Annotated in this window: 17 protein-coding genes; 6 read left to right on the forward strand and 11 right to left on the reverse strand. The window is 67.9% G+C overall.

From position 1 onward, the window contains the following. Positions 1-67: 67 nt before the first annotated feature. Both galA and EDF57_RS06390 read right to left on the reverse strand, forming a co-directional pair. Positions 68-2,998 carry a beta-galactosidase GalA gene (gene galA / locus EDF57_RS06385; protein WP_134093518.1) on the reverse strand — a complete coding sequence of 977 codons (2,931 nt, stop codon included), beginning with the start codon at positions 2,996-2,998 and terminating at the stop codon, positions 68-70. Further along, positions 2,995-3,735 carry a GntR family transcriptional regulator gene (locus tag EDF57_RS06390; protein WP_132267313.1) on the reverse strand — a complete coding sequence of 247 codons (741 nt, stop codon included), beginning with the start codon at positions 3,733-3,735 and terminating at the stop codon, positions 2,995-2,997. Before EDF57_RS06390 ends, galA begins: the two co-directional genes overlap by 4 nt. Before the next feature lie 185 nt (positions 3,736-3,920). On the opposite strand from EDF57_RS06390, the gene EDF57_RS06395 reads away from it, so the two are divergent. Genes EDF57_RS06395 through EDF57_RS06415 form a run of 5 tightly spaced genes read left to right on the forward strand, consistent with a single transcriptional unit; the run spans position 3,921 to position 14,955 of the window. Beyond that, positions 3,921-6,356 (forward strand): family 20 glycosylhydrolase, encoded by a 2,436-nt coding sequence (locus EDF57_RS06395; protein ID WP_134093519.1) that lies wholly within the window; start codon positions 3,921-3,923, stop codon positions 6,354-6,356. Positions 6,357-6,358: 2 nt separating this feature from the next. Next, positions 6,359-8,965, forward strand: coding sequence for a glycoside hydrolase family 2 protein (locus tag EDF57_RS06400; RefSeq protein ID WP_134093520.1), 2,607 nt, complete (start codon positions 6,359-6,361; stop codon positions 8,963-8,965). Further along, positions 8,965-11,553, forward strand: coding sequence for a glycoside hydrolase family 3 C-terminal domain-containing protein (locus EDF57_RS06405; RefSeq protein ID WP_243840915.1), 2,589 nt, complete (start codon positions 8,965-8,967; stop codon positions 11,551-11,553). The genes EDF57_RS06400 and EDF57_RS06405 overlap by 1 nt, the downstream gene beginning before the upstream one ends. A 5-nt stretch (positions 11,554-11,558) precedes the next feature. After that, on the forward strand, positions 11,559-13,004 hold the full coding sequence (locus EDF57_RS06410) for a glycoside hydrolase family 125 protein (protein ID WP_243840943.1): 1,446 nt from the start codon (positions 11,559-11,561) through the stop codon (positions 13,002-13,004). Positions 13,005-13,035: 31 nt separating this feature from the next. Further along, positions 13,036-14,955 carry an alpha-L-fucosidase gene (locus EDF57_RS06415; protein ID WP_134093521.1) on the forward strand — a complete coding sequence of 640 codons (1,920 nt, stop codon included), beginning with the start codon at positions 13,036-13,038 and terminating at the stop codon, positions 14,953-14,955. 6 nt (positions 14,956-14,961) lie between these two features. Here the strand turns inward: EDF57_RS06415 and EDF57_RS06420 are convergent, their stop codons facing one another. Both EDF57_RS06420 and EDF57_RS06425 read right to left on the reverse strand, forming a co-directional pair. Then, entirely contained in the window at positions 14,962-15,570 is a 609-nt protein-coding gene (locus EDF57_RS06420; protein ID WP_134093522.1) for a M17 family peptidase N-terminal domain-containing protein, read from the reverse strand. Between the two features lie 58 nt (positions 15,571-15,628). Next, positions 15,629-16,285: a response regulator gene (locus EDF57_RS06425; RefSeq protein ID WP_243840916.1), complete on the reverse strand. Its 657-nt coding sequence runs from the start codon at positions 16,283-16,285 to the stop codon at positions 15,629-15,631. 109 nt (positions 16,286-16,394) lie between these two features. On the opposite strand from EDF57_RS06425, the gene EDF57_RS06430 reads away from it, so the two are divergent. Next, positions 16,395-17,027, forward strand: a complete 633-nt coding sequence (locus tag EDF57_RS06430) for a response regulator transcription factor (protein ID WP_132267303.1) — start codon at positions 16,395-16,397, stop codon at positions 17,025-17,027. A 20-nt stretch (positions 17,028-17,047) separates the two neighbouring features. Here the strand turns inward: EDF57_RS06430 and EDF57_RS06435 are convergent, their stop codons facing one another. The 7 genes from EDF57_RS06435 to EDF57_RS06465 all read right to left on the reverse strand — a co-directional run bounded on the left by EDF57_RS06435 (position 17,048) and on the right by EDF57_RS06465 (position 26,324). Beyond that, positions 17,048-20,023: a sensor histidine kinase gene (locus EDF57_RS06435; protein ID WP_134093523.1), complete on the reverse strand. Its 2,976-nt coding sequence runs from the start codon at positions 20,021-20,023 to the stop codon at positions 17,048-17,050. An 80-nt stretch (positions 20,024-20,103) separates the two neighbouring features. Beyond that, positions 20,104-21,465, reverse strand: coding sequence for an alginate export family protein (locus EDF57_RS06440; RefSeq protein ID WP_134093741.1), 1,362 nt, complete (start codon positions 21,463-21,465; stop codon positions 20,104-20,106). Positions 21,466-21,571: 106 nt separating this feature from the next. Next, positions 21,572-22,045 carry a DoxX family protein gene (locus EDF57_RS06445; protein WP_134093524.1) on the reverse strand — a complete coding sequence of 158 codons (474 nt, stop codon included), beginning with the start codon at positions 22,043-22,045 and terminating at the stop codon, positions 21,572-21,574. A gap of 3 nt (positions 22,046-22,048) precedes the next feature. Next, entirely contained in the window at positions 22,049-22,936 is an 888-nt protein-coding gene (locus tag EDF57_RS06450) for a glyoxalase (protein ID WP_134093525.1), read from the reverse strand. Between the two features lie 197 nt (positions 22,937-23,133). Then, positions 23,134-24,981 carry an amidohydrolase gene (locus EDF57_RS06455; protein ID WP_134093526.1) on the reverse strand — a complete coding sequence of 616 codons (1,848 nt, stop codon included), beginning with the start codon at positions 24,979-24,981 and terminating at the stop codon, positions 23,134-23,136. 89 nt (positions 24,982-25,070) lie between these two features. Next, positions 25,071-25,343 (reverse strand): DUF1427 family protein, encoded by a 273-nt coding sequence (locus tag EDF57_RS06460; protein ID WP_132267293.1) that lies wholly within the window; start codon positions 25,341-25,343, stop codon positions 25,071-25,073. Between the two features lie 144 nt (positions 25,344-25,487). Then, the gene (locus tag EDF57_RS06465) at positions 25,488-26,324 is read right to left on the reverse strand and encodes an alpha/beta hydrolase (RefSeq protein WP_134093527.1); all 837 of its coding nucleotides are present in this window, start codon (positions 26,322-26,324) and stop codon (positions 25,488-25,490) included. Between the last annotated feature and the right edge of the window lie 89 nt (positions 26,325-26,413).

Here is a 26,413-nt window from a genome sequence, read left to right on the forward strand (position 1 = left end):
TGCTTCGGCCGCCCATGCCCCCGGGGTTCCGGGGCCATGGGCGGCCGATCAAAGGGCGGCGCCTGGATCAGGCGGAGACGTAGACCCTGCCGGTCAGCCCGCTGGCGGCGCCTTGCGCGGCCTCGATCAGGACCACCAGCGTGCGCGCGCCGGTGCCGGCGGAAAGGGGCGCGCTCAGGGCTGCCGGTGCGGCATCCGTCTTGCGGGCGACGAGCTTGCCGTCGAGCCAGACTTCGGCCGCTCCCGTGATCTGCGCGAAGTGCAGCGTGCCGCCTTCGCCCGCGACTTTGCGCCAGGGCGTGAAGCGGGTGCGGTAACTGCGCCAGCCGCTGCTGCCGGCAGGTGCGGCGATGCCGGAGCGCACGAAGTCCCACGAATTGTTGTCGCCATCCACCGGCGCGAAAGCGGGATCGGGCTTCTGCGCGAAACCGGCCGAGCGGCGCCAATCGGTGATGGGCATTTCGGCCGGCACCGGCGGCACTTGCGGGCGCGGCGCCCGCGGCGCGCGGGCCAGCGCGAGGCGGGCCGGACGCAGGCCGGCGGTGTGGGCCTCCAGCGTCAGGCGGCGGCCGCTGGCATCACCCTCGACGATGACTTGCGCCAGGCCGTTGAAGAGCGCGCGTTTGCTGCCCTTTTCGCTGGCGTGGTCGTTGGGATTGCCGTTGCCGAGGCCGATGATCCGCCCACCGGAGATCGTGAAGTCCACCGGCAGGTTGGCGGTGGGGACGTGGCGCCCCCTGGAATCGACGCAGTCCACGGTGATCGCCTGCACATCCTCGCCGTCGCTGGCCAGGGCCTGTCGGGCGGGCGTCAGGCGCAGCGCCACGGGGGCGCCGGTGGTCTCGTGGACTGCACGGGCCACGACTTTGCCGCCGCGCAGGGCCACCGCCTCGATCCGGCCGGGGCGGTAGGGCACCTGGAAGGTATGGCCCATGATGCGGTCGGCCGCGGGGACGCGCTCGATCACTTCGCCGTTCAGGCGCAGTTCGATGGCTTCGGCATTGGTGATCGCGAAGACCTCCAGCGTCTGCCCTTCGCGGCCCGGCGCTTCGTATTCGGGCCAGGTCCAGTGCGGGGCCAGCCAGATCACCGGGGCATCGTCGCGCCAGTGGGCCGAATGGATGCCGAAGGCGGTCTTGGGGAAGCCGCAAAGGTCCATGATGCCGAAGAAGCTGCTGACCGTGGGCCAGGCGTAAGGCGTAGGCTCGCCGTGGTAGTCGAAGCCGGTCCAGACGAAGCCGCCGGCCACGTAAGGCCGCTCGGCGATCATCTTCCAGGTGTCGCGGTGAGTGGCGCCCCAGGAGGCGGCTTCCTTGTCGAACGAGGTGATGACCTGCTGCGCCGGGATGCTCTCGAACGCGCCGCGCGTTTCATAGGCGCTGGTGTCTTCGGAACTGGTGATCGGCTTGTCGGGGTGCAGGGCGTGGAACTTGTCGTAGTCGCCCTGGTAGTAATTGAAGCCCATGACATCGACGACCGAGGAGACGTTCTCCGGGTTGTAGAACGAGCCGTTCATCGCCGCCGTCACCGGCCGCTGCCTGTCCAGCTTGCGCACGGCGGCGCGCATGCGGCGCACCATCTCGACACCGGCATGGGTGCCCTGCATCGGTTCCTCGTTGAACACCGACCAGAGCACGATCGAGGGATGGTTCCGGTCGCGCCGCACCATCCATTCGAGCTGCGCCAGATAGTCCGGCGCGGGGTTGAACAGGCGGTTCTCGCCCATGACCAGAAAGCCCAGCCGGTCGCACCAGTCCAGCACTTCCTTGGCGGGGGCATTGTGCGACATGCGGATGGCGTTGCAGCCCATCGCCTTCAGCCGCTGCAAGCGCCAGAGCGCCAGCGCATCCGGGATCGCCGTGCCCACGCCGGTATGGTCCTGGTGGATGCACACGCCCTTGAGCTTGGTCTCCACGCCGTTGAGCACCATCCCGCGCGCGGGATCGAAGCGCACGGTGCGGAAACCGATGAACTGGCGGCGCGTGTCGACCACCTCGCCATCGTGCAGCAGGTCTACTTCGATACAGTAGAGCACCGGGCTGTCGGGCGACCAGAGCTTGACCGTGCCGGGATCGAACCTGTTGGCGACCTGGGCCTGTTCGAGCGGGGGAACCGAGACCCGGCCTCCCGTGCGATGGATTTCCCGGCCGTCGGGATCGAGCAGGCGCGTCGATATTTCCGCCTCGGCCATGGTCTCGCCGACGTTACTCAGGCTGACCTGGACGGGCACGAGCCAGGTGCCGTCATCCTGATGGACCGGGTCGCAATAGACGCCGTCCGTCTCGATCGACACGGCCGGGCGGCTGACCAGCCAGACATGGCGGTAGAGTCCCGCGCCTTCGTACCACCAGCCCTCGCGCGCGGTGGCGTCGACGCGCACGGCGATCCAGTTCAACTCGTCCCCGAAGCGGGCGAAAGGCGTGAGATCGACGATCACGCTGCTGTAGCCGGACCAGGAATGGGCCACTTCGCTGCCGTTCACCCAGATCGTGGCATGCGTGGCGATGCCGTCGAAATGGAGTTCGAGGCGGCGGCCCTTTTGGCTCTCGTCCAGCCGCAGCAGGCGGCGATACCAGCCGATGCCGCGCGGACGGTAGCCTTGCGAGACATTGGCGCTTTCGCTCACGTCCTGCGCGATGGCCCAGTCATGCGGGAGATCGACCGCCTGCCAGTCGGAATCGTCGAAAGCGAGGGCCGCGGCGCCGCGCGCGTTGCCGGCTTTCACCGAGAGGTAAGTGGCATTGTGATCGGCCGGTTCGGCAACCGCCACCTCGCCCTCGTGGAAGCGCCAGCCGCGTTCGAGCAGGGTGCGCGAGGGGTCGGTTTCCGGCAGGCGCGGCGATGGTCCGGCAAGAGGCGGGGGCATCGGCAGCCCGTCCGGCATGCCCGGTCCGAATTGCGGTGTGGGCGCGGCAAGGCTTGAGGTCGAAAGGGCAGGCAACAGGGTCGCGACGGCGCCGGTGGAGGCGCCGCGCAGCAGCAATTCGCGTCTTTTCATGAACCCTCGATCAACTCGGCAACGAAGTCATAGGAATCGCCGCGGTAATAGGAGCGGGTGAATTCCACGGTGCGTCCGTCGCGCAGGAAGCCGTGCCGTTCGATCAGCAGGCCGGCATGGCCGGATTCCACGCCCAGCATCTTGGCGTGTTCGGCGCCGAAGGGCACCGCGCGCAACCGCTGGAGCGCCCGGACCGGCCGGTTGCCGCTCTTTTCCAGCGCGGCATAGAGCGAATCCCCCACGACATCGAGGCTGGCCAGGCAATATCCCGCAATCGTCGAGATCTCGAGCGCGAGCGGCTCGTCGTCGGCATAGCGGATGCGGGTGAAGCGCAGGACGGTGCTTCCGGGGGCAAGCCCCAGCGCCATCGATTCCTCGGGATTGACCGGGCCGGTCATGCGCGAAACCCAGGCGCTGGACGCGCGCTTGCCGCGCGCGGCCATGTCCTCGCTGAACGAGGTCAGCTTGGAAAAGCTCTTTTCCACGCGAGAGGCCACGAACGTTCCCGCACCGCGCCGCCGCGTCAGCAGGCCTTCCTCGACCAGACCGGCGATCGCCTTGCGCACGGTGATGCGCGAGACATCGTATTCGATGGCAAGGTTGCGTTCCGGCGGGATCGCCTCGGTCTGACTGAGCACGCCTTCGGATATGGCATCGCGGATCAGCTGCTGGAGCTGGATATACAGCGGTGCGGCGTTGTCTTCGCGCAGACGACCAATCCGGTCGGAAAATGACATTCGATCCCCCTTCGGCCCATTCTCTGGGAATGGCTTTACATTGGTCATGTTGGGGTGACAATCGCAGTAAATTGTCGCAGTTCAAGGTCAATTCGCAGGAATGGGATAAGACCTATTGCGATAAAGGATATATTTTGGTTACCTTGCCTGCTCTGGTCACAAGAAAATGAGGGGCAGGTATGGGCATGACGGCAAGGGGTTATCGGCGCGTGCGCGGCAGCAGCGCGGCAGGCGCCTCGATCCTGGCGGCGGCATTCTCCCTGGCGGCGTTCTCTCTGGCGACTCCGGCCCTCGCGGCATCTGGCACTGCCACATCGCCTTCCGTCCCCGCGCTCACGCCCTGGCCCGCTTCGGTCGAGCAGGGGCAGGGGACCTTGCTGGTCGCATCGGGATCGGCGATCGCCATCCCTGCCGGTGATGCCGACGCGGCTGCGGCCGCAAAGCTCCTTGCAGATCATGTGAAGCGCGCCAGCGGCCTCGTGCTCGCCGCGGCGGAGTCCGCTTCGCCTGCCGCACCCGTCCGCTTCGAGCGCGATGCCGGGATCGCCGGCGCCGAGGCCTATCGGCTGCGGATCACGCCGAAGGGCGCGGTCATTTCGGCATCGGCAAAGTCCGGCTTCGTCTACGGCGCGATGACGCTGCTGCAACTCTTGACGCCCCATGCGGGCGCGGACGGCAAGGCCGTATCGGTTCCCGTGCTGACCATCCAGGATTCGCCCCGCTTTTCCTGGCGCGGGGTGATGGTGGACCCCTCGCGCCACTTCCAGCCCATCGAATCCGTCTATGCCATCGTCGACCGCATGGTCGAGGTGAAGCTCAACACGTTGCACTTCCACCTCGCTGACGACCAGGGCTGGCGCTTCGAAGTGAAGCGCTATCCCGAACTCACCCGCATCGGCGCATGGCGCCTGCCGCCAGACACCGGCGGCGGGCCCGGCCCGAAGCACGGCGGCTTCTATACGCAGGAGCAGCTCAAGGCGCTGGTCGCCTATGCCGCCGAGCGCGGCATCACCGTGGTCCCGGAAATCGACCTGCCGGGCCATGCCCAGGCGCTGGTCGCCTCCTATCCCGAATTCGGCGTGCTGGGTGACCGTCCGGCCGTGTCGCACGACTGGGGCGTCAATCCCTGGCTGTTCAATCCGAACGATGCGGGCATGACGTTCGTGCGCAACGTGCTGGACGAGCTGATGGCCGTCTTCCCCTCGCAGTTCATCCACGTCGGCGGCGATGAAGCGGTGAAGGACCAGTGGGAGCGTTCGCCCGAAGTCCAGTCGCAGATGCGCAAATTGGGCATCAAGACCGAGAACGAGATGCAGAGCTGGATGATCGACCGGTTCGGCGAATATCTCGCGCAGCATGGCCGCCGCCTGATCGGCTGGGACGAGATCCTGGAAGGCGGCCTGCCTGCCTCCGCCTCGGTGATGAGCTGGCGCGGCGAGCAGGGCGCGGTGGATGCGGCCAATGCCGGGCACGACGTGGTGCTCTCGCCCGCGCCCAACCTCTATCTCGACAATCTGGAATCGACCCTGCCGGACGAGGCGCCGGGGCGCATCTCGATCCAGACGATGGAAGCGGTCTATCGCTACGATCCGATGCCCAAGGGCATCGATGCGGCCAAGGCGAAGCATGTCCTGGGCGTGCAGGGCAATGCCTGGAGCGAATATATCGTCACGCCCTGGCAGTTGCAGCACAAGCTGTTCCCGCGCGTGGGCGCGATTGCCGAGACCGCATGGTCGCCGCAGGTCGCGGGAGAGAAGGACTATCCGGGCTTCCTCGCGCGCCTGACGCCGCAGATCCGGCGCTGGAAGCAGGGCGGTTTCGAAGTGTCCGACAGCGCCTTCGGCGTCGCCTTCACCCCCACCCAGACGCGCGGCGCCCAGCTTGAGGCGACGCGTATCGGCATGTCGCTGGGCAACCAGGCCGCTTACGGCACGATCCGCTACACGCTGGACGGCAAGGAACCGGGGGCGAAGTCTCCCGCTTATGCCAGGCCGCTTGCCGTGAAGCCGGGCACGGTCGTCACCGCCGCCAGCTTCGCGCCGGACGGCACCCGGCTTTCCGCGCCGCGCCGCTACGATACCGCGCGCGAGACGCTGCTGACTTCCACCGCCTCCATGCTCGCGGCCTGCCCGCGCGGCGCGCAGGGCCTGCGCGTGCCGCTCTCGGCCGATGCCACGAGCAATGGCCCGGCCTATAACGTCAACATCTTCGACACCTGCCAGGCGGACGATCACGCGCCGCTCGCCCATGCGAAGTCGATCACCGTCTCGGTCGCGCGCCTGCCGCGCAACTACGGCCTGGCACACGATGCTTCGGCGCTGATCGGGCACATCGCGGTGACGACGCACGGCGAACTCGTCATCAGCGCTGGCTGCCGTGCGGCGGAGAAGGCTGCCGATCGCAAGCAGAAGGAGCATGCGCCGATGCCCGGAGCGACCGTCCTCGCCGCGTTCCCGCTGCCCGATCCCGAAACGTCGCCGCAGCAGTTCACTTTCACCGCGAACCTGCCGGACCGGCCGGAACTCAAGGACGAGGCCGATGTATGCTTCCAGTTCACCTCGCCGCTTTCCGATCCGTTCTACGCGGTGGAAAAGGTCGTCTATGGCGAGAAGGTGAAGTGAGCATGGCAAGAGCATTCGCAAAGGGTGCGCTGGCCATCTGGCTGGCCGGCGCTTCTGCGGCCGTGTTGGCCGCTCCTCCCAGCCAGACGGCCCTGGACGAGGGCTGGCAGGTCCGCGTCGCGCCGAGCGACAGCGCTGCCGCCAAGGCGCATCCCAAGGCGGCGCGATGGTTTCGGGCGCAAGTGCCCGGCACGGTCCAGCAGGACCTGATCGCCGCGCGGCAGGTGCCCGATCCCTTCCTTGGCACCAACGAGGCGGCGATCCAGTGGGCGGGCTTGACCGACTGGGAACTGCGCCGCACGCTCGACGTCAGCGCGGCGTCGATGAGCCGCGGGCACCTGGACCTCGTGTTCGACGGGCTGGACACGTTCGCGACCGTGTTCATCAACGGCCGGCAGGTGCTCAAGGCCGATAATGGCCACCGGCAGTGGCGCGTCGCGGCCAAGCCCTTCCTGAAGCAGGGCCGCAACGAGATTCTCGTGCGCTTCGCCTCGCCGATCCGCACTTTGCAGCCAATGGTGCTGGCCGAGGCCCATCCGCTGCCGGGCGAATACGATTCCGCCTTCGGGGACGAGCCCAAGGGCAAGCAGACCTCCGCCTATATCCGCAAGGCCAAGTACCATTACGGCTGGGACTGGGGCCCGCGCATCGTAAACCAGGGCATTTCCGGGCCGGTGCGCCTGGAAGCCTGGGACGAGGCGCGGCTTGGCGCTTTCGAAGTGGTGCAGGAAGCGCTCGGCAAGGACGAGGCGCGGCTGGTCGCTAAGTTCCGCGTGGTGGCGGACAAGCCGGGCAGGGCGCAGTTCACCGCCCGCGTGACCGGGCCGGACGGGCAGGCGCTGGCGCCGGTCTCGCGCGAGGCTTCGTTCGATGCGGGCGAAGGCACCGTAACCGTGCCGCTGACCGTTACCGCGCCGAAGCGCTGGTGGCCGGTCGGCTACGGCGCACAGCCGCTCTACAAGGTCTCGGGCGAGATCGCCTCGGGCGCGGGCGCCGGAGCGAAGGCGGCGCGCAATCTGGGCCTGCGCGATGTCGAATTGGTGCGCGGAGACGGCGCTTTCGGCTTCCGCGTCAACGGCGTGACCATATTCGCCAAGGGCGCGAACCTCATTCCCTTCGACATGTTCCCCTCGCGCGTAACCGACGCGAAGATGCGCGGCTTGCTGGAGGATTCCCTCGCGGCGAACATGAACATGATCCGCGTCTGGGGCGGCGGCTATTATCTGCCGGACAGCTTCTACGACATGGCGGACCGCATGGGCCTGATGGTCTGGCAGGACTTCATGTTCGGCGGCGCGCTGCCGCCCGCCGATGCGGCCTATCGCGAAAACGTGCGGATCGAGGCCGATCAGCAGGTCGAGCGGCTGGGCTCGCACCCCTCCATCGTCATCTGGGCCGGCGGCAACGAAGTGCTGTCCGGCTGGGAGACCTGGAGCGACCGCAAGGCCTGGAAAAAGACCGTCGGTCCCGACGAGCACGAGCGCATGGCGACTTCCATGACCGTGCTGTTCGACCGCGTGCTGCGCGGCGCCGTGAGCGATCACGCGCCGACGACGCCTTACTGGCCGGGCTCGCCTTCGACCGATTACGAAGGGCCGGTCGATACCGATGCCGCAGGCGACCGCCATTTCTGGGATGTCTGGTCGGGCTCCAAGCCGGTCGAGAACTATACGCTTTCCTGCCCGCGCTTCATGTCGGAATATGGCTTCCAGGCGATGCCGGTCATGGCGACGATCCGCGGCTTCGCGGGCGATGCGGCGCAGGCGCCGGACAGTCCGGTGATGAAGGCGCACCAGAAGTTCCTTGCGGGCGAGGGTAATGAGCGCCTGAAGTTCTACCTCGACGCAAGGCTGCGCCCGGCGAAGGATCTCGCGGACTTCGTCTACCTGACGCAAGTGAACCAGGCGCAGGCCATCGATCTGGCCGCGCGTCATCACCGCGCCTGCGCACCGGTGACGCTGGGCTCGCTCTACTGGCAGCTCAACGATGTCTGGCCCTCGATCTCCTGGGCGAGCGTGGACTACGACGGGCGCTGGAAGCTGCTGCACTATGCCGCGCGGCGGTTCTTCGCGCCGCAGGTGGTGGTGGCCGAGCACAAGCCGGACGCCACCAAGGTCAGCTTCGCTTCGGACGCGACCAGCCCGGTCGCGGCGGAGTGGCGCCTGACCGGCTATGCCATGGACGGCGCGAAGCTGGGCGAAGCGGGCGGGGCGGTGACGCTGGCTCCCACGACTGCCACTGCCGTTCCCGATGTGTCGGACACGCAAGTCTTCGCGAATGCCCCGGCAGAAGCGAGCTACGCGGTGGCGGAACTGGTGGTGGACGGCAAGACCGTCTCGCGCCAGATCGTCGAGCGCGCCTTGCCCAAGGCCATGGCCTATCCCGCGCCCGGCCTTGCCGCCACCTGGGATGGCAAGGCGGTGACCATCACCGCCAAGGCGCTGGCCCGTGCGGTCATGCTCGATTTCGGCGCGGTGGATGCGAGGGCCTCGGACAATGGTTTCGATCTGCTGCCGGGCGAAAGCCTGCGGATCGAGATTACCTCGAAGGCCGATGCGGCGGTGCTGCGCAAGGCGCTGGTGCTGCGTACTCTGGCGGGAGAAAAGTGATGAAGGCCCTGTTCCCGATCACACTCGCCATGGCGCTGGCCGCGCCGCCGGTCGCGGCGCAAGAAGCCGAGGCCGATCAGGCCGTGCTCGCCGCCATCGCCAAAGCCGATCTCGCCGAAAAGGCGGACCAGCTCCAGAGCACCGCCCCCGCCGCCAAGGCCATGGGCCTGCCCGCCTACGACTGGTGGAACGAGGGCCTCCACGGCCTCGCCCGCAACGGCGTCGCCACGGTGTTCCCGCAGGCGGTCGGCCTGGCCGCGACTTTCGACCCGGCGCTGATGGAGCAAGTGGGCACCGTCGTCTCCACCGAGGCGCGGGCGAAGTTCAACGCCAAGCCTGTGAATGCCGACCGGCGCATCTACGAAGGCCTGACCATCTGGTCGCCCAACATCAACATCTTCCGCGACCCGCGCTGGGGCCGGGGGCAGGAGACTTACGGCGAGGACCCGTTCCTCACCGGCTCGCTGGCGGTGGGCTTCATCAAGGGCTTGCAAGGGCCGGACCTGCTCCACCCCCGCGTGATCGCGACGCCCAAGCACCTCGCCGTCCACTCCGGCCCCGAGGCCGGGCGCGACAGCTTTGATGTGGACGTCAGCCCGCAGGACCGCGAGGCGACTTATCTTCCCGCCTTCCGCAAGGCGGTGACCGAGGCCCAGCCGCTCTCGCTGATGTGTGCCTACAACTCGACGCATGGCGTGCCGGTCTGCGCGGATGACGCGCTGCTCAACGGCACCTTGCGCCGCGACTGGGGCTTCAAGGGCTTCGTCGTGTCGGACTGCGATGCCGTGGCGAACATCTGGATGTTCCACAATTACCGCTATGACGCCGCCGAGGCTTCGGCAGCGGCAATCAAGGCGGGCACCGATTTCGACTGCGGCACGACGTATGCCGCGCTCACCCAGTCCGTGGCGCGCGGCCTGCTCAGCGAGGCCGAAGTGGACCGCGCGCTCGCCCGCTCGCTGGAGGCCCGCTACAAGCTCGGCATCGCATTCGGCGCCAGTAACCCGTGGGGCAGGATCAAGCCTTCCGAGGTCGGTACGCCCGCCCACCGCGCGCTTGCGCTGGAGGCTGCCCGCAAGTCGGTGGTGCTGCTCCAGAACGAGAACGGCCGCCTTCCGCTGAAGGCCGGCACCCGCCTCGCGGTGATCGGCACCAATGCCGACGACCTCGCGGTGATCGAGGCCAATTACCACGGCACCGCCGCCGATGCCGTGACCCCGCTGGAAGGCATCCGCCGCCAGTTCGGCGCGGCCAATGTCGCTTATGCGCAGGGCTCGGTACTGGCAGAGGGCGCGCCGGTGGTCGTGCCGGAAACCGCGCTGGTCGCGGAGGGCAAACCGGGGCTCAAGGCCGAATATTTCGACATGTCCGGCAAGCGCGTACTCGCGCGGCAGGATCGCCGGGTGGACTTCAACCTGACCCGCACTGCGCCCAAGGGCCTCGATGCCAAGGGCTTCAAGGTGCGCTGGACCGGCGCGCTGGTGCCGCCGGGGCCGGGCACGTATCGCCTCGCGCTCGACATTCCGGCCTGCTGGAAGGACTGCACGCGGCATGACGACGTGCGCCTGACCTTGGGCGGCAAGGCCCTCCACGCCGGGGTTCTCGGCAAGCAGCGGGTCGAATTCGACGTCGTTTCGGACGGCACGCCGCAGCCGATTAGCCTCGAACTCGACCACTACGGCGAGGACGAGGGGCTGCGCCTGATGTGGCTGCCGCCTGCCGATATCCAGCGCGCGGAGGCCGTGAAGGCGGCCTCGCAGGCCGACGCCATCGTCGCCGTGCTGGGCCTTTCGCCCGATCTCGAAGGCGAGGCGCTGCAAGTGCAAGTGCCCGGCTTCGTCGGCGGCGACCGCAGCGACATCGCCTTGCCCGAGCCGCAGGTAGACCTGCTGGCCGCGCTCCACGCCACCGGCAAGCCGGTGATCGTGGTGCTGACAAGCGGCAGCGCGGTTTCGATCGATCCCACCATGGCCGATGCGGTGATGGTGGCCTGGTATCCGGGCGAGGCGGGCGGCACTGCCATTGCCGAGACGCTGGCCGGGCGCAACAACCCCTCGGGCCGTCTGCCGGTGACTTTCTACAAGTCCACCAGCGATCTGCCCGCTTTCGTCGACTACTCGATGAAGGAGCGCACCTATCGCTACTTCACCGGCACGCCGCTCTGGGGCTTCGGGCACGGGTTGAGCTATACGACTTACGGCTACGAAGGTGCCAAAGTCTCCGCACCCGCACTGGGTCAGCCGGTCAGGGTCACGGCCACCTTGCGCAACCTCGGCGGCATGGCGGGCGAGGAAGTGGTGCAGGCCTATGTCGTGCCGCCGGTCATCGAACCGCATCCGGTCATGACGCAGGGCGTGCTGCAGCGCCAGCTTGCGGCCTTCACGCGGGTGTCGTTGGCAGCGGGCAAGTCGCGGGAAGTCTCGCTGACCATCGATCCGCGCAGCCTTTCTGTCGTAGACCGCAGGGGCACGCGCCGGGTCGTTCCGGGCGATTACAAAGTGTGGATCGGCGGCGGCCAGCCGGGTGACGGCGCGGGTGCATGGGTGCAGTTCACCCTGAGCGGACAGGCACAGGAGCTGCCGAAGTGACAAGCATGACGAACTTCGACCGCCGCACCACGCTTGCCGGGATGGCAGGCGCCGCCGCGCTGGCCGTTCCGGCCACGGCCCGCGCGGCGACCATCCCCATGCCGCAAGGCGGAGGCCGTCCGGCCCTGGCGGATCGCCGCTACGTCAGCCGCGCGGTGGAGGCCGAGATCGACCGCGTCTCGCGCAAGATCGCCGATCCCAAGCTGCGCGCGATGTTCGTGGGCTGCTATCCGAACACGCTCGACACCACCGTCTACATGGACACGGTGGACGGCCGCCCGGATGCTTTCGTCATCACCGGCGACATCCCCTGCCTCTGGCTGCGCGACAGCACGGCGCAAGTGCTGCCCTACCTCCATCTGGTGAACAAGGACCCGGCGCTCACCGCGCTGTTCCGCGGCCTGATCGCCCGCCAGTCGCGCTCCATCCTGATCGATCCTTACGCCAACGCCTTCATGCGCGATCCCGCGGCGAAGACGAACCTGTCGTGGTCCCTGAAGGACCAGACCGAGATGAAGCCCGGCGTCGCCGAACGCAAATGGGAGATCGATTCGCTCTGCTATGCGATGCGGCTCGGCTTCCGTTACTGGCGCCAGACGCAGGACAAGCTGCCCTTCGACGAGACCTGGGCCGAAGCCTCGCGCGCCTGTGTGCGCACTTTCCGCGAGCAGCAGCGCAAGGGCTCGCCCGGACCCTATCGCTTCCTGCGCACCAGCAACCGGCCGACCGAGACCATGCAGCTCGACGGCTGGGGCGCGCCGAGCCGTGCGGTCGGGCTGATCCACTGCGGCTTCCGCCCTTCGGACGATTCCTGCACTTATCCGTTCCTGATCCCGGCCAACCTTTTCGCGGTGACATCGCTGCGCGAGATGGCCAGCGTTGCCGAACAGGCGCGGGGAGATACGGCGCTGGCCACCGACGCCCGTGCCCTGGCGAACGAAGTGGAAGCGGCGCTGCGGCAATGGGGCACGATGCTGCTGCCGGATGGCCGCCGGGTCTGGGCCTACGAGGTCGACGGCTTCGGCAACGCGATGTTCATGGACGACGCCAATGTCCCCTCGCTGCTGGGCCTCGCTTTCCTGGAATGCGTGCCTGCCAGCGATCCGCTCTGGAAAGTCACGGCGGATGCATGCTGGTCGGAAGCGAACCCCTACTTCTTCCGGGGATCGAAAGCGGAGGGCATTGGCGGGCCGCATGTCGGGCTGGGGCAGGTCTGGCCGATGAGCCTGATCGTGCGCGCGCTGTCGAGCAGCGACGATCAGGTGATCCGCGCCATGCTGCGCATGCTGCGCGACAGCGACGCGGGCACCGGCTTCATCCACGAGGCGGTGGACAGCAACGACCCCTCGAAATTCACGCGCGACTGGTTCGCCTGGGCCAACGGCCTCTTCGGCGAACTCCTGGTCAAGCTGGCCGACACCCGGCCGCAACTGCTCTCCGCGCCGCTTTGATGCGCGGCAGTCGTTATTAAGGGACTGAACGATGGACTTTTCCCGCCGCCGTTTCCTCGCCACTTCCGCCGTCGGGGCCGCCGCGTTCGGCGCCGATGCTGCGCAGGCCGCGCGCGAGCCCGCTGCGCCTCAGCCCTCCGGCGCCGTCCCCTCGCCGCGGCAGTGGAACTGGCACCAACACGAAATGTACGCCTTCGTGCATTTCGCGATGAACACCTTCACTGACAAGGAGTGGGGCTTCGGAGACGAGGACCCGAAGTGGTTCAATCCCACCGATTTCGACCCTGACCAGATCGTCGCGGCGGCCAAAGTGGCGGGCATGCGCGGGGTCATCCTCACCGCCAAGCACCACGACGGGTTCTGCCTCTGGCAGACCCACCTTACCGAGCATTCGATCCGCAACAGCCCCTATAAGCAGGGCAAGGGCGATATCGTCGCGGAAATGTCCGAGGCCTGCCGCAAGGCGGACATGCTGTTCGGCGTCTACCTCTCGCCCTGGGACCGCAATCACGCCGAATACGGCCGCCCGGCCTATATCGACTATTACCGCCAGCAATTGACCGAACTCTGCACCCGCTACGGCAAGCTGTTCGAAGTCTGGTTCGACGGCGCCAACGGCGGTGACGGCTACTACGGCGGCGCGCGCGAGGCGCGCAAGATCGATGCGCCGAAGTATTACAACTGGCCCTCGATCGTGAAGCTGGTCCACGAACTTCAGCCCGATGCCTGCACCTTCGATCCGCTCGGCGCCGATGTGCGCTGGGTCGGCAACGAGGACGGCGTGGCGGGCGATCCCTGCTGGCCGACGATGCCCAACGTGCCTTATGAGCAGGCGACTGGCAATTCCGGCCTGCGCGGCGGCGAGATCTGGTGGCCTGCGGAAACCGACGTGTCGATCCGTCCCGGCTGGTTCTATCACGCTGACGAGGATTCCAAGGTCAAGGACCCGGCACGCCTGATCCGCCTCTACGACGAATCCGTGGGGCGCGGCACCAACCTCAACCTGAACCTGCCGCCCGACCGCCGGGGCCGGATCGCCGACCAGGACGTGAAAATCCTGAAGTCGTTCGGCGATGCGATCCGGGCGACTTTCGCGAAGGACCTTGCGCAAGGCAGCGTCGCCCATGCCAGTGCCACGCGCGGGGGCCGGTTCGCGCCCGCCAACGTCACGGACGGGCAGCGCGAGACGTACTGGTCCACCCCCGACGGCGTGCTCACGCCCACACTGACGCTGGACCTCGCGCCCGGAACGCGCTTCGATGTCGTACGCCTGCGCGAATATCTGCCGCTGGGCATCCGCGTGACCCGCTTCGCCGTGGAGGCGGAGATCGACGGCCAGTGGCAGCGGCTTGCCGAAAAGCAGTGCATCGGTGCCCAGCGCATCCTCCGCCTGCCGCAGCCGATCGCGCCGCGCCGGGTTCGGCTGGTCGTGCTCGAAGGCAGCGCCGCCCCGGCGATCTCGGAATTTGCGCTGTTTGCCAGCGCGGCGCCGGTAGACGTGCCGCCGATCGTCTCCACCGACCCCACCGTGCTCGATTCCACGAAGTGGTCGATCGTCGCGGCCAGCGCGCCGGGCGCGGAGCGCCTGCTGGACAATGACGCGGCGACGATCTGGAAGCAGCCCGCGCCCCAGGCCGGCAAGCCCGCGCGCGTCACCGTCGATCTCGGCGCGCGCAGTCCGCTGGCCGGTTTCACGCTGACGCCTTCGCGGCAGGTCATGGCCGATGCCGCTCCGCCCAAGGGCTTCGTTGCCGAGACCAGCCGCGACGGCAAGACCTGGACGCCGGCCGCAGCCGGAGAGTTCGGCAATATCGCCTATGCCCTGGCCACCCAGCGCATCGCTTTCGCGAAACCGGTGGATGCGCGTTACTTGCGGCTCACTTTCGCGGAAACGGCGCTTCCCGCGGGCAATCTGGCGATCGCCGGGATCGGCGGCTTCGTCGCTCGATAGGCGCGCCTAGCTCCCGGTGCCGGCAGTCTCGGCGAGTTTGCCCTGGAACTGCTGCGCGGCCTGCTCCAGCCGGGCCGCACCGACATCGAAAGTCCAGCGGCGCAAGGCGGGCGGCCCGGCCAGGCCGAGCTGCTGGAGCCGGCGGTGCGACCGCAAGGCCGAGACGAGGCCGTCCACCATGTGCCCCGGCGCGCCGGCGGTGGCCGCCGCGGGGATGCCGCTGTCAAGCATGCCGGGCGCGAAAGCGGCGCTGTCTGCCCCGAGCGCCAGGGCGAATGTCGCCGCTGCCCGCATGGCCTCCTCAAGGCAGGCGGTCGACCATTCCTCCGGCTCGCCGAGGCCGACGAGCAGGAGGCGTTTCGCCGCGAGAGGCTGCGGGGGCGCCGCGATTAGCAGGCATTCGCCGAGCCTGCCGCGGAAATGCCCTTCGCGTCTCAACTGCAGGAGCTTTCCCTGAAGGGCCGTGTCGAGGTGCGCCAGGCCTCCGGTGAGGCTGCCTGCCGGCTCGCGGGCGAACATCCCGGCGCAGGAAAGGTCCACTTCGGCACCGACCGCGTCCCAGGCCGCGACGTCGATGGACGTGCCGAAGGCCGCGCCGATCTTCCGTAGATTCATCGTATCTCTCCGTTGTCGCTGCCGGGCAGGGGAAGCCTGAGACAGCCGGGGCGGCCGGTCAATGCACGGACAGCGAGAAAGAGGCACGCACGAGGTCAGCCACCGAACGCAGTTCCATCTTGCGCATGAGGCTGGAGCGATGGAGTTTTACCGTGATCTCGCTGATTTCGAGTTCCCAGGCGATCTGCTTGTTCATCAGGCCGCGGACCACGCCTTCCATGACCTGGCGCTCGCGCGGTGTCAGCCGGTCGAAGCGCTGCGTCAGCGCGTGCCGGGTGCGGTTCGCGCTGCGGCGCTCGGTGTCGATCTCCAGCGCATAGTCGATGGCGCCCAGCAGGTCGCCCTCGTCGAAGGGGCGCGGCAGGAAGTCCACCGCGCCGGCCTTCATCGCGCGGACGGAGAGCGGGACTTCGGCATGGTCGGTGACGAAGACGACCGGGATCGGTTCGCTGCGGCTCTTCAGCCGGGCGATGAGTTCGAGCCCGTCGATCGAGGGCATGCGCACGTCCGCCACGATGCAGCAGGGCGCCTCGGGCAGCGGCTGATCGAGCAGCGCCCCGGCCCAGGCGAAAGTCTCCACGGCATAGCCTTCCTCGCGCAGCAGCGAGCGGAGGTGCGAGCGGGCTTCGCTATCGGCATCGACGATCAGGACGCGTCCCCGGATGGTGGCTTCGTCCACACAACCGTGCATCGCTTCGCTTGTCACATGAATCATCGCACTACTCCTGCTGGCGGCGCAGAAATGGTTCAAAGTGAACACAACGGGCAATCCCCTCTTTTGGGGGGAATTGCCATCACGCGGCGGGAGAGCGTAGAGGGAAGCCATGGAAAACAGCGATTTTCAGCCCCCCATCCGCATCGCCGTGGTGGACGACCACCCCCTGCTGCGCGACGGGATCATCGCCGTGTTCTCGACCCAACCCGACCTGGAACTCGTGGCGGCAGGCGAGGATGGAGAGGCTGCCGTGCGCCTCTTCCGCGAGCACCGGCCAGACGTCATGCTGCTCGACCTGCAGATGCCCAATGTCGACGGGGTGGAGGCGATGACGCGGATCCTTGCCGAGTTTCCGGAGGCGCGGATCCTCGTGCTGACCACATATTCGGGCGACGGCCGCGCCACGCAGGCGATCAAGGCCGGGGCCTCGGGCTATCTGCTGAAGAACAGCCTGCGCACCGAGCTGCTCGACGCGATCCGGTCGATCCACCGCGGCGGCACGCATTTCGACCGGCAGGTGTTCGGCGCGGCGGACCGCGAGGCCAAGCGCCTCACCGCGCGCGAAAGCGACGTGCTGCAACTGGCCGCCTCGGGCAATTCGAACAAGCAGATCGCGGCGCGGCTGTCGCTCTCCGAAGAGACGGTCAAGGGCTACATGAAGGCGATCTTCGCGCGGCTAGGCGCGATGGACCGCACCCATGCCGTGGCGATCGCCGTGCGCAACGGGTTGATCGAACTCTAGGTCGGATCGGCAGCCGGGGGCTAGCGATAGGCGATCTTCGCGGGCAGGGTCAGCCGGATCGAAGTGCCTTGCCCGGCGGCCCTGGCGATGGCGAAGGATCCGCCCAGCCGCTCCAGCCGCTCGCGCATGCCGGTAAGGCCGAAGTGCCCGTCGCGCCCTCCTGCGGCGCGCACCTCTTCCGGCAGGCCGATGCCATCGTCCACCACGCGCAGGGAAAGGCGGTCGCGGCCGTGGTGGATCTCGATGCGCACCAGGCTCGCCTGCGCGTGCTTGACGGCATTGGCCAGCGCCTCGCCCACGGCGAGTTCGATTTCCTCCGCCACCGGCGCGCCGACGAGCTGCTCGGGGCCATCCACCCGCACTTCCCAGGGCAGGGCATCGCGCACCACCCGCTGGGCGCAGGCGCGCAAGGTTTCGGCGATGCACTTGGGTTCGGCATCCTCGCGCAGGCCGCGCACCCGTTCGCGGCCGTGCAGGAGCACGTCGTCGGCCCGCTCCAGCGCGTCCTCGATGGCGGTATGCGCGGGGGTGCCGGGCGTGGTCAGGTGAAGCACGGTCTGGAACCGCAGCATCAGGCCCTGGAAGCCCTGGAGCAGCGTGTCGTGCAGATCCTGCGCGATGCGCTCGCGTTCGGTCACGCGTTCCTCGATGCGATCGCGCATGGCCTGCATGGCCAGCCGCATGCGCCAGCGGAACAGCGCATAGATGCCCAGTGCCAGACTGAGGAACACGGCCAGCCGGAACCAGCCGGTCTGCCAGAAATAGGGCGCGATGACGAAGCTCGTCACCGCCTCGCGCCGGGCCCAGGGACCGTCGCCGGTGGCGGCGGTGACGTGGAAGCGATACGTGCCCGGGCCAAGGCCCGCATAGTCCACGCGGCGGCGCCCTCCGGCATCGACCCAGCCCTGGTCGACGCCGTCCAGCCGGTAGCGGTACCGGTTGCCTTCCGCGTCGGCCAGGCTCAGTCCCACGTAGGACAGGCTGACGCGGGACGTTCCTGCCGGCAGGCGCGTGCCGGTGAGCGGATAGCCGCGGCCGTCCACTTCCAGCGCGGTGACGCGGACCGGCATCTCGGCCGCTCCGGCGGCGATGCGCGAAGGGTCGACCTGCACCACGCCGGTGCTCGTCACGAACCACAGCCGCCCTTGCGCGTCCACGGCGGCATCGTTGGCGGAATAGGGTTCGGTACGGGCGCGGATCGCGCCGTTCTGGCCGAAGCGGGCGAGCGGGATCGGCCTGCCCGGGCGCGCGAAAGCGGCCTCCAGGTCCGGTTCGGCGATGCGGATGATCCCGCCCGAGGAGATCAGCCAGTAGTGGCCCGCCACCCGGACGATCCCCATGACCCCGGCAAGCCAGGGGTAGGTCCGCGCGCTCAGTTGCTGGACGCGGCGCCCGTCATAGCGCGCCAGCCCCGCCTCGCCGCCGATCCAGGTCCTGCCGTCCATCTGCTTGAGCATCCGCACGAAGCCCACGCCGGTCTTTTCTTTCTCCCCGTCGTGTCCTTCGTCGTCGCTTCCCGGCCAGAGGGGCGTCGTCTTGCCGTCCTGCACGCGGGCGAGCAGCCGCAGCGGCTGGTTGATGACGAAAGTGTTCGGGCCGGTGACGACGAAGGTGGTGGCCGGCGGCAGGCTTTCGTCCTTGATCCAGCGCCGGCCTTCCAGTCGGAACATGCCGGAGGCCGATACTGATTCCCACAGACGCCCCTGGTGATCGGCGGCGCAGGCCTGGCCGAACTGGCGCTCATGTTCGAGCGGGCCGATGATCCGGGTCAGGGTGGACCCGCGCACGAGATACTCGTTCTTGTAGGTCAGGACGTAAGCGCCCACCCCTGCCACCGAGCAGACTTCGGACAGCAGGCTGGAACGCAGGATCAGGTCGGCCTTGCCGTCGATGATCCGGTACAGGCCCTCGTCGCCGCCGATATAGAGCGAGCCGTCCGGCCCCGTCGCGATGCCGGTGCGGACGCCCTTGATCGCGGAATAGTGTATGACCGGGGAGCGTACGAAGCGGTGCAGACCGTCCGGCGCGCCGCCCCAGATGGTGCCTTCGGAATCGCGCAGCAGCGTGGAGACCTGGACGGGATAGGTCTCCGCCCGGCTCATGGACAGATCGCTGCCCGGCACTGTCGCCAGCCCGGCGGCATTGCCCGCGACCCACAGCAGATTGTCGGCATCGAACAGCAGGTTGCGGATGCCGTCGCCGCCGCCCAGCGGCTCGCCGAACGCGATGCCGGTGGGCAGGAAGCCGCGCGGGCCGAGCTTCTGGAGCCCGTCGCTCGAAAAGAACCACATGGTGCCGGCGCGGTCCTGGCCGAAGGCGGGGCCAAGGTTCATCAGGCCCGGCACGACCTCGAAAGTGCGGCTGCCGCGAGGCAGCCGGCGCAGTTCGGGGTTCGATGCGATCCACATCGTGCCGTCGTTCTGGCGGAACATGCGCACCAGTGGACCGTCCACGTCGATCACGTCCCAGCGACCCTTCACCAGGTGGCGAAGCTGCGATCCGAAGCCGCTCCACGCCGAGACCCAGACACTGCCGTCCGGCGCGGCGACGATGTCGGTAACGCGTCCGCGCGGCTTCTTTTCCGGGTTGGCGCCGCGCAGCTTGCCGTCTTTCAGCCGGGCGATGCCGCCGAAGGCGTAGCCCACCCACAGGCTGCCGTCGGGCGCCGCGGCCAGGGCCGTGACCTGCCGGGCGCGGAAGTTGTCGAAGTCCTCGGGATCGACGCGCTGGAATTTCAGCCCGTCGAAGCGATAGAGCCCGTCACCCGAGCCCAGCCAGAGGAAGCCGTCGCGGGTGCGGGCCATGGCGCGGATGTCGGGCGGGGCGCCGTCGGCCAATGACCAGTGACGGCTGCTGTAGCCCGGGATCTCCGTGGCCGGGGATGCCTGCACGGCGGGCGCCGGGACGACCGCCCCGAAAATGACGGGGCCGAGCAGGGCTGCCAGCGACGCCAGCCGGTAGAGAAAGGGTCGGGCAGGGGCTCGATCGGGACGCATGGCGCGCGCATTGCATGGCGGCCGGCGGTGGACAAGCAAACCTTGGTATGGCCCTGCGCACAAAGCGAAATGGAGCGCTTTCAGAACCGGAAATTGCTTTCGAGGCCAAGCATGTGGATGGTCCTGGCCGATCCGGTCTCGCGGATGAAAGCGCCGGGTGCGAAAGCGGAGAGCGAGGCGGAGATTTCCAGTTCGGCGCTCGCCTGCCAGGCCAGCGTCATCTCCACTTCCTTGCCGACGAACTTCGCGCGGCTGTCTCCGGCGTCGCGGATCAGGTTGCCCGGGATGTCGTAGATCCCGTCCTCGCGGGAATAGCGCCAGTAGGCCATGGCCGCGAGGCTGGCCGAGACGGTGGGGGCCAGTTGCAGGCCCAGCGAGGAATAGGCATTGACGATGTTGTAGGGGCCGACCGGCGAGAGTTCGCCGAAATACTTGCCCTTGGGAAACATGGCATTGAAAGTGCCGAGGCGGCTGTCCTGGCGCGTGTCCCCGGACTTGTCGCCGCTCACCACATTGACGCGCAGGGTAAGGTCGGGCGCCAGCGGTGCGTCCGGGAAGGCGCGGCCCAGCTCGGTGCCCAGCGTCCAGGCCGAGATCGGCCCATTCGCGAAGCGGCCGAACTGGTAGACGCCCTCGACGTTCCAGTGCCAGTCCTCCCGGCTGCCGTGCCAGCGGGCACCCAGGCTGTGGCGGGTCTCGGTGCCGTCGCGCGTGCCCCAGTGCGCGGCATCGTTGCGATAGCCGAGGTAGTAGAGGTCGAGAGCGGGCAGCGCGGCATAGGCACCCCAGAGCGCCTCGTCAGGCGAGGTGCGGTCGTTGAGATCCCCCTTGCGCGCCTGCACCGGCCTTACCGCCAGCAGGCTGACCGTCGCCGCGCCCAGGGCCACGTCCGCGCGAAGACCATCGAAGGCGAGCGGCACATTGGGGCCGTAGCGTGTGCCCACCAGCCGCTCCGTGCCGAGCGACAGCATCTGCCGCCCGCCGCGCAGGGTTACGGGGCCGAGGTCGGCCTCGGCAAAACCCTGCAGGAGATCGATGCCCGACCCGTCGACCGGGCCGGGCGCAGGCGCGACGCCCGCCGAGGTCGAGGCGATGGGCTGCACGAAGGCGCGGAGCTTGCCGAGGTGGAGATCGGCATATGGCAGGGCGCGAAACCAGACATAGCCGTCGTCAGGCGCCTCGGCGCTGCCCCAGAGGTTGTCGTCGTAGTTCTCGTTCCGCACGCGCAGTTCGATGCCGGTGGAGAGCCAGGCGTCGTCGCCGAGGGGGATGTACTTGAACGGGCCGGTCCAGTGATGATCGCGCTTCTCGGCGTCTTCGAGGTCCGACCAGTCCTCGTCGTAGCGGGTGATGGACAGGGTGGGGGCCTCCCACGCTTCCTTCGGCGCGGCCTGGGCGGTGGTGGGCAGCAGGGCCGCGAGAGAAAGCGACAGCGCCGCCAGCCGTCGTCCCGGACCCGATCCGGGACCGCTGGCCGTGCTGCGCCATGCTCGCGAAAGGGCGCCTGAGGACAGGCACCGGTCCCGGATCCTGCCCGGGACGACGAGGTCAGGCACTGCCGGCCCCCTTGCGCGCCAGGATCGCCACCAGCACGAACCCGCCGACAAGGCCCATATGCTCGAAGAAGGCGTTCATCGCACCGAAGCGCTCGGGGCCTTCGGGCATGGTCCAGAAGGCATTGGCCACCAGCGCCGCGAGGAAAGTGAACACGCCGAGCATCCCCGCGCCCAGCCAGACCAGCCGGCCCTGCAGGACCAGCCGCCCTCCGAGGACGAGAAACGCGCCGATCAGTTCGACGGCGATGGTCAGCCCGGCCCAGAGCGCGGGCGGGGTCAGGCCGAAGTGGCTCTGCTCCGCCAGCGCTGCGGGCCAGTCGCCCAGCTTGTCGACCCCGCCCACCAGGTAAGCGCTCACCAGCGCGAGGCGGGCGAGGAAGGCGGTCGGCTTGAAGTCCAGCACGGCGCCCACGAATGCGAGCCGCTCTGCCGATGGCGTGCGATCGATCGAAGGGAGGCCGGACATGGCTTATGCTCCCTGGTGGATTTCGGCGACGTAGCCGCCGGGGAAGCGCACGATGGCGGTCTGGCGGCGGTTCGCGGTGACGGGTGCGACCAGGGTCTCGGCGCCTGCCGCCTTGGCCTTGGCGAGAGTGGCAGCGAGATCGCTCACGGCATAGCCGGTCATGTCGCGGCCGTAGGGCCAGGGCAACTGGCCGTCGGAAACGTAGACCACCATCTTGCCGTAGCCGCTGTCGATCGAGACGCGGCGGACGGTCTTGCCGGGTTCGCCGATCTCGGCGCCGCTGGCGGCCTTGTCGTCGGCGGTGACTTTGGCATGGGCGAAGCCGGTCCAGCTCCTGATGAAGGCATCAGCGGCATCGACGGTCAGGTAGATACGGTTTTCCGGCACGGTTGCGAGCTTGGCGTAGTTCGGCCTGGCGGTGTGCCAATAGAGCTGCATGTTCACGCCGCCCGGCCATTGCACCACCGAATCCCGGCCGATCGGATCGGGGAAAGTCTCCAGACGGCGCACCGCGCCGTGGCTCCGGGCCGACTTCACGGCGGCGTCGATGTCGGTGACCAGATAGCCGGTGCGCTCGTCGCCGAAGGGATAGGGGATCGGCGTCTTGAAGCCGAAGACCGAGATCGTGCCCGCGGGCGTCAGCACCAGTTGCGACTTGGTGAGGCTCGTAGTCGGCGTCACCTGGAATTCGCCCTGCTTGCTGGTGGTGCCGCCGAAGGTGGCGACGAAGCTGGCGACGAAAGTGTCGAACTGGTCCTGCGGCACGTAGACGTGCGTGGTGTCGTACTGGGCGCCGACCGAATAGTCCGCCGTCGGCGCCGCGAAGGCGGGGGCGGCGATGGGGCTGGCCGCCATTACGGCAGTGGCGAAAAGGAGGGCAAAGCGCTTCATCGAAGGTCTCCTTGAGAAATTTCCGGGGGGCACGTTTCGTCGTCGTCTCGGTCGGCCCTCGCTGCGTGAGCGGGGCTTGCGAGATCGGTTTAAGGTGCGGACGAACGTCTATCGATCCGAATAATATCGTCCGATATGTTCGAGATTATGGAATAGAATGTGATGAGCCCTGCCGCATGCGGCAGGGCTCATCGAAGCTAGACGGCCCAGCAACCGCAGCCGAGCGCGCCCCAGAACGTCTGGACATCGGCGGCCGGGACATTGGCGCCTAGTGCAGAGGCATGGTCATGGCCGTGCACGCCGCAGGAACTGGCGCATCCGCAGGCCGAGGCGAGCTTCTGCCTGGCTTCGGGCGTCTGGTAATAGCCGCCGAAGGTCGCGACCGGCGACCAGTCGGGCATCGGGCGCGGCAGTTCCGGGGCGAGCGGGCGATAGTCGCCTTCGCCGTGGACGACCTTGCCGCCCAGCAGGGTCAGCACTGCGCGGATGTGGACGATCTCGTGCTCGGGCACGGAGAAGAAATCGTCGGAGAGCAGGGCGAGGTCGGCAAGCTGGCCGGCCTTGATCTGGCCCTTCTTGCCGATCTCGTTCGAGAACCAGGTGTTCTCGTGCGTCCACATCGCCAGCGCCTTTTCGCGGCTGACGCGGTTGGCATTGGGGTAGAGGCGCAGGCCGCCGACGGTGCGGCCGGAAACCAGCCAGGACAGCGAGACCCAGGGATTGTAGCTGGCGACGCGGGTGGCGTCGGTGCCGGCGCCCACGGGGATTCCGGCGGAGATCATCTTGGCGATCGGCGGCGTGCGCTCGGCCGCCTTGGCGCCGTAGCGTTCGACGAAATCCTCGCCCTGATAGGCCATGCGGTGCTGGACCGCGATGCCACCGCCCAGTGCCGCGATGCGGTCGATATTGCGGTCGCTGATCGTCTCGGCATGGTCGAAGAACCAGTTGATGCCTTCGAGCGGGATGTCGCGGTTGACCTTCTCATAGACGTCGAGCGCGCGGCCGATGGTCTCGTCATAAGTCGCGTGGAGGCGCCAGGGCCAGCGGTGCTCGGCGAGCAGGCGGATGACGGGTTCCAGATCGCCTTCCATGCTGGGCGCCATGTCGGGGCGGGGCTGGCGGAAATCCTCGAAGTCGGCGGCGGAATAGACCAGCATCTCGCCCGCGCCGTTGTGGCGGTAGGTGTCGTCGCCCTGTCCCGGCGTGACCTGCTTCACCCAGCCCGCAAAGTCCGCCAGTTCCTCTTTCGGCTTCTGCGTGAAGAGGTTGTAGCTGATGCGCACGGTCAGCTGGTCTTCGGCGTGGAGCTTCTCGATGATCTCGTAATCGTCGGGATAGTTCTGGAAGCCGCCGCCCGCGTCGATCACGCCGGTGACACCGAGCGCGTTGACTTCGCGCATGAAGTGGCGGGTGGAGTTGACCTGGTATTCCTGCGGCAGCTTGGGGCCCTTGGCGAGCGTGGAATAGAGGATCGTGGCGTTGGGCTGGGCGAGCAGCAGGCCGGTGGGGTTGCCCGAAGCATCGCGCACGATCTCGCCGCCCGGCGGGTTCGGGGTGTCCTTGGTATAGCCGACGACGCGAAGGGCTGCGGCATTGAGCAGGGCGCGGTCGTAGAGGTGGAGGATGAACACCGGCGTATCGGGCGCCACGCCATTAAGTTCGGCAATGGTCGGCAGGCGCTTTTCGGCAAACTGGTGCTCGGTGAAGCCGCCGACCACGCGGACCCACTGCGGGGCGGGGGTGTTGTCGACCTGCTTCTTCAGCATGGCCATGGCGTCGGCCAGGGTCGGCACGCCGTCCCAGCGCAGTTCCATGTTGAAGTTCAGGCCGCCGCGGATGATGTGCATGTGGCTGTCGATCAGGCCGGGGATCAGGCGGCGCCCCTTGGCGTCGATCACGGCGGCGCCGGGCGCGGCGGCCTCGCGCGCTTCCTGTTCGCTGCCCACGGTCAGGAACTTGCCGTCGCGGATGACCACGGCTTCGGCCTGCGGATTTTCGCGGTCGAGGGTGGTGACCTTGGCGTTGACGATGATCGTGTCGGTCATGACGGCTTCCTTGGAACGTGCGGATTGGGAGAATAGCGAGGGCAGGAGCGAGCTGGCAGCCGCTCCGGCTATGGTCTGTCGGCGGGTGATCATGCTTCGGCCTTGTGGTCGGCCGTGCGGCAGGGGAACTTGTCCCCCGGCAGGCGTCCCAGGACGTGCTTGCGGCAATCTGTCTGCACGTAGTGGGCGACTTCCTCGTGCGCCCAGATCTTCTTCGCGAGCGGGACGATCTGTTCGCCGAGGAGAATGCCGAGCAGCCCCAGCAGGGCGATCATCGGCGGGGCGGGCGAACGCACGCCGAGGAGACTGTAGACCACACCCACCAGCAGCCCGGCAGCGATCGAGAGAAGGTAGGCTTTCATGGCTTTGGGTTCCTCGAACGTTCAATCCGTTCCCCGTGTCGTCATTGCGAGGGCCTATGGCCCGCGGCAATCCAGAGCGGCGGAAACCGCCCTGGATTGCTTCGCTACGCTCGCAATGACGAACGATGGAGAGCGACGTTCCTATCAGGCCTGGACGAAGGCGAGCAGGTCGGGGTTGAGGACGTCGGCATGGGTGGTCAGCATGCCATGCGGGTAGCCCTCGTAGATCTTGAGCGTCGCGTTCGGCAGGATTTCCGCCTGGAGCACGCCGGCGTTCTTGTAGGGGACGACCTGGTCGTCATCGCCGTGGAGGACCAGCGTGGGGACGGTGATCGCCTTCAAGTCGTCGGTCTGGTCGGTTTCCGAGAAGGCCTTGATCCCTTCGTAATGGGCCTTGGCGCTGCCCATCATGCCTTGGCGCCACCAGTTGTCGATCACGGCGGGCTTCACGTCCGCGCCTTCGCGGTTGAAGCCGTAGAACGGCCCTGCGGCGACATCGCGGAAGAACTCGGCGCGGTTGGCGGCAAGGCCGGCGCGCAGGCCGTCGAACACGTCCATGGGCAGGCCGCCGGGGTAGGCTTCCGTCTTGAGCATGATCGGCGGCACGGCGCTGACCAGCACGGCCTTGGCGACGCGGCCCTGCGGAATGCCGTAGCGGGCGACATAGGCCGCAACTTCGCCGCCGCCGGTGGAGTGGCCGATGTGCACGGCGTTCCTGAGGTCGAGGTGTTCGGCGACGGCGGAAGCGTCGGCGGCGTAGTGCGCCATGTCGTGGCCCTCGCTCACCTGCTCGGAGCGGCCGTGGCCGCGGCGGTCATGGGCGACGACGCGGAAGCCCTTGGAGAGGAAGAACAGCATCTGCGTGTCCCAGTCGTCAGACGAGAGCGGCCAGCCGTGGTGGAAGACGATGGGCTGGGCGTCCTTCGGGCCCCAGTCCTTGAAGAAGATTTCGACGCCGTCCTTGGTGGTTACGTAACCCATGATGCTGATCCTTCGATGTTGAGAGTGAAGTCTTCGCGGGAAAAAGGAGGTAGGGACCGGAAGCCTTGTCCGTGAGGGCCGGATGGGGG

It is taken from the genome of Novosphingobium sp. PhB55 (genome assembly GCF_004368805.1).
GTDB lineage: Bacteria > Pseudomonadota > Alphaproteobacteria > Sphingomonadales > Sphingomonadaceae > Novosphingobium.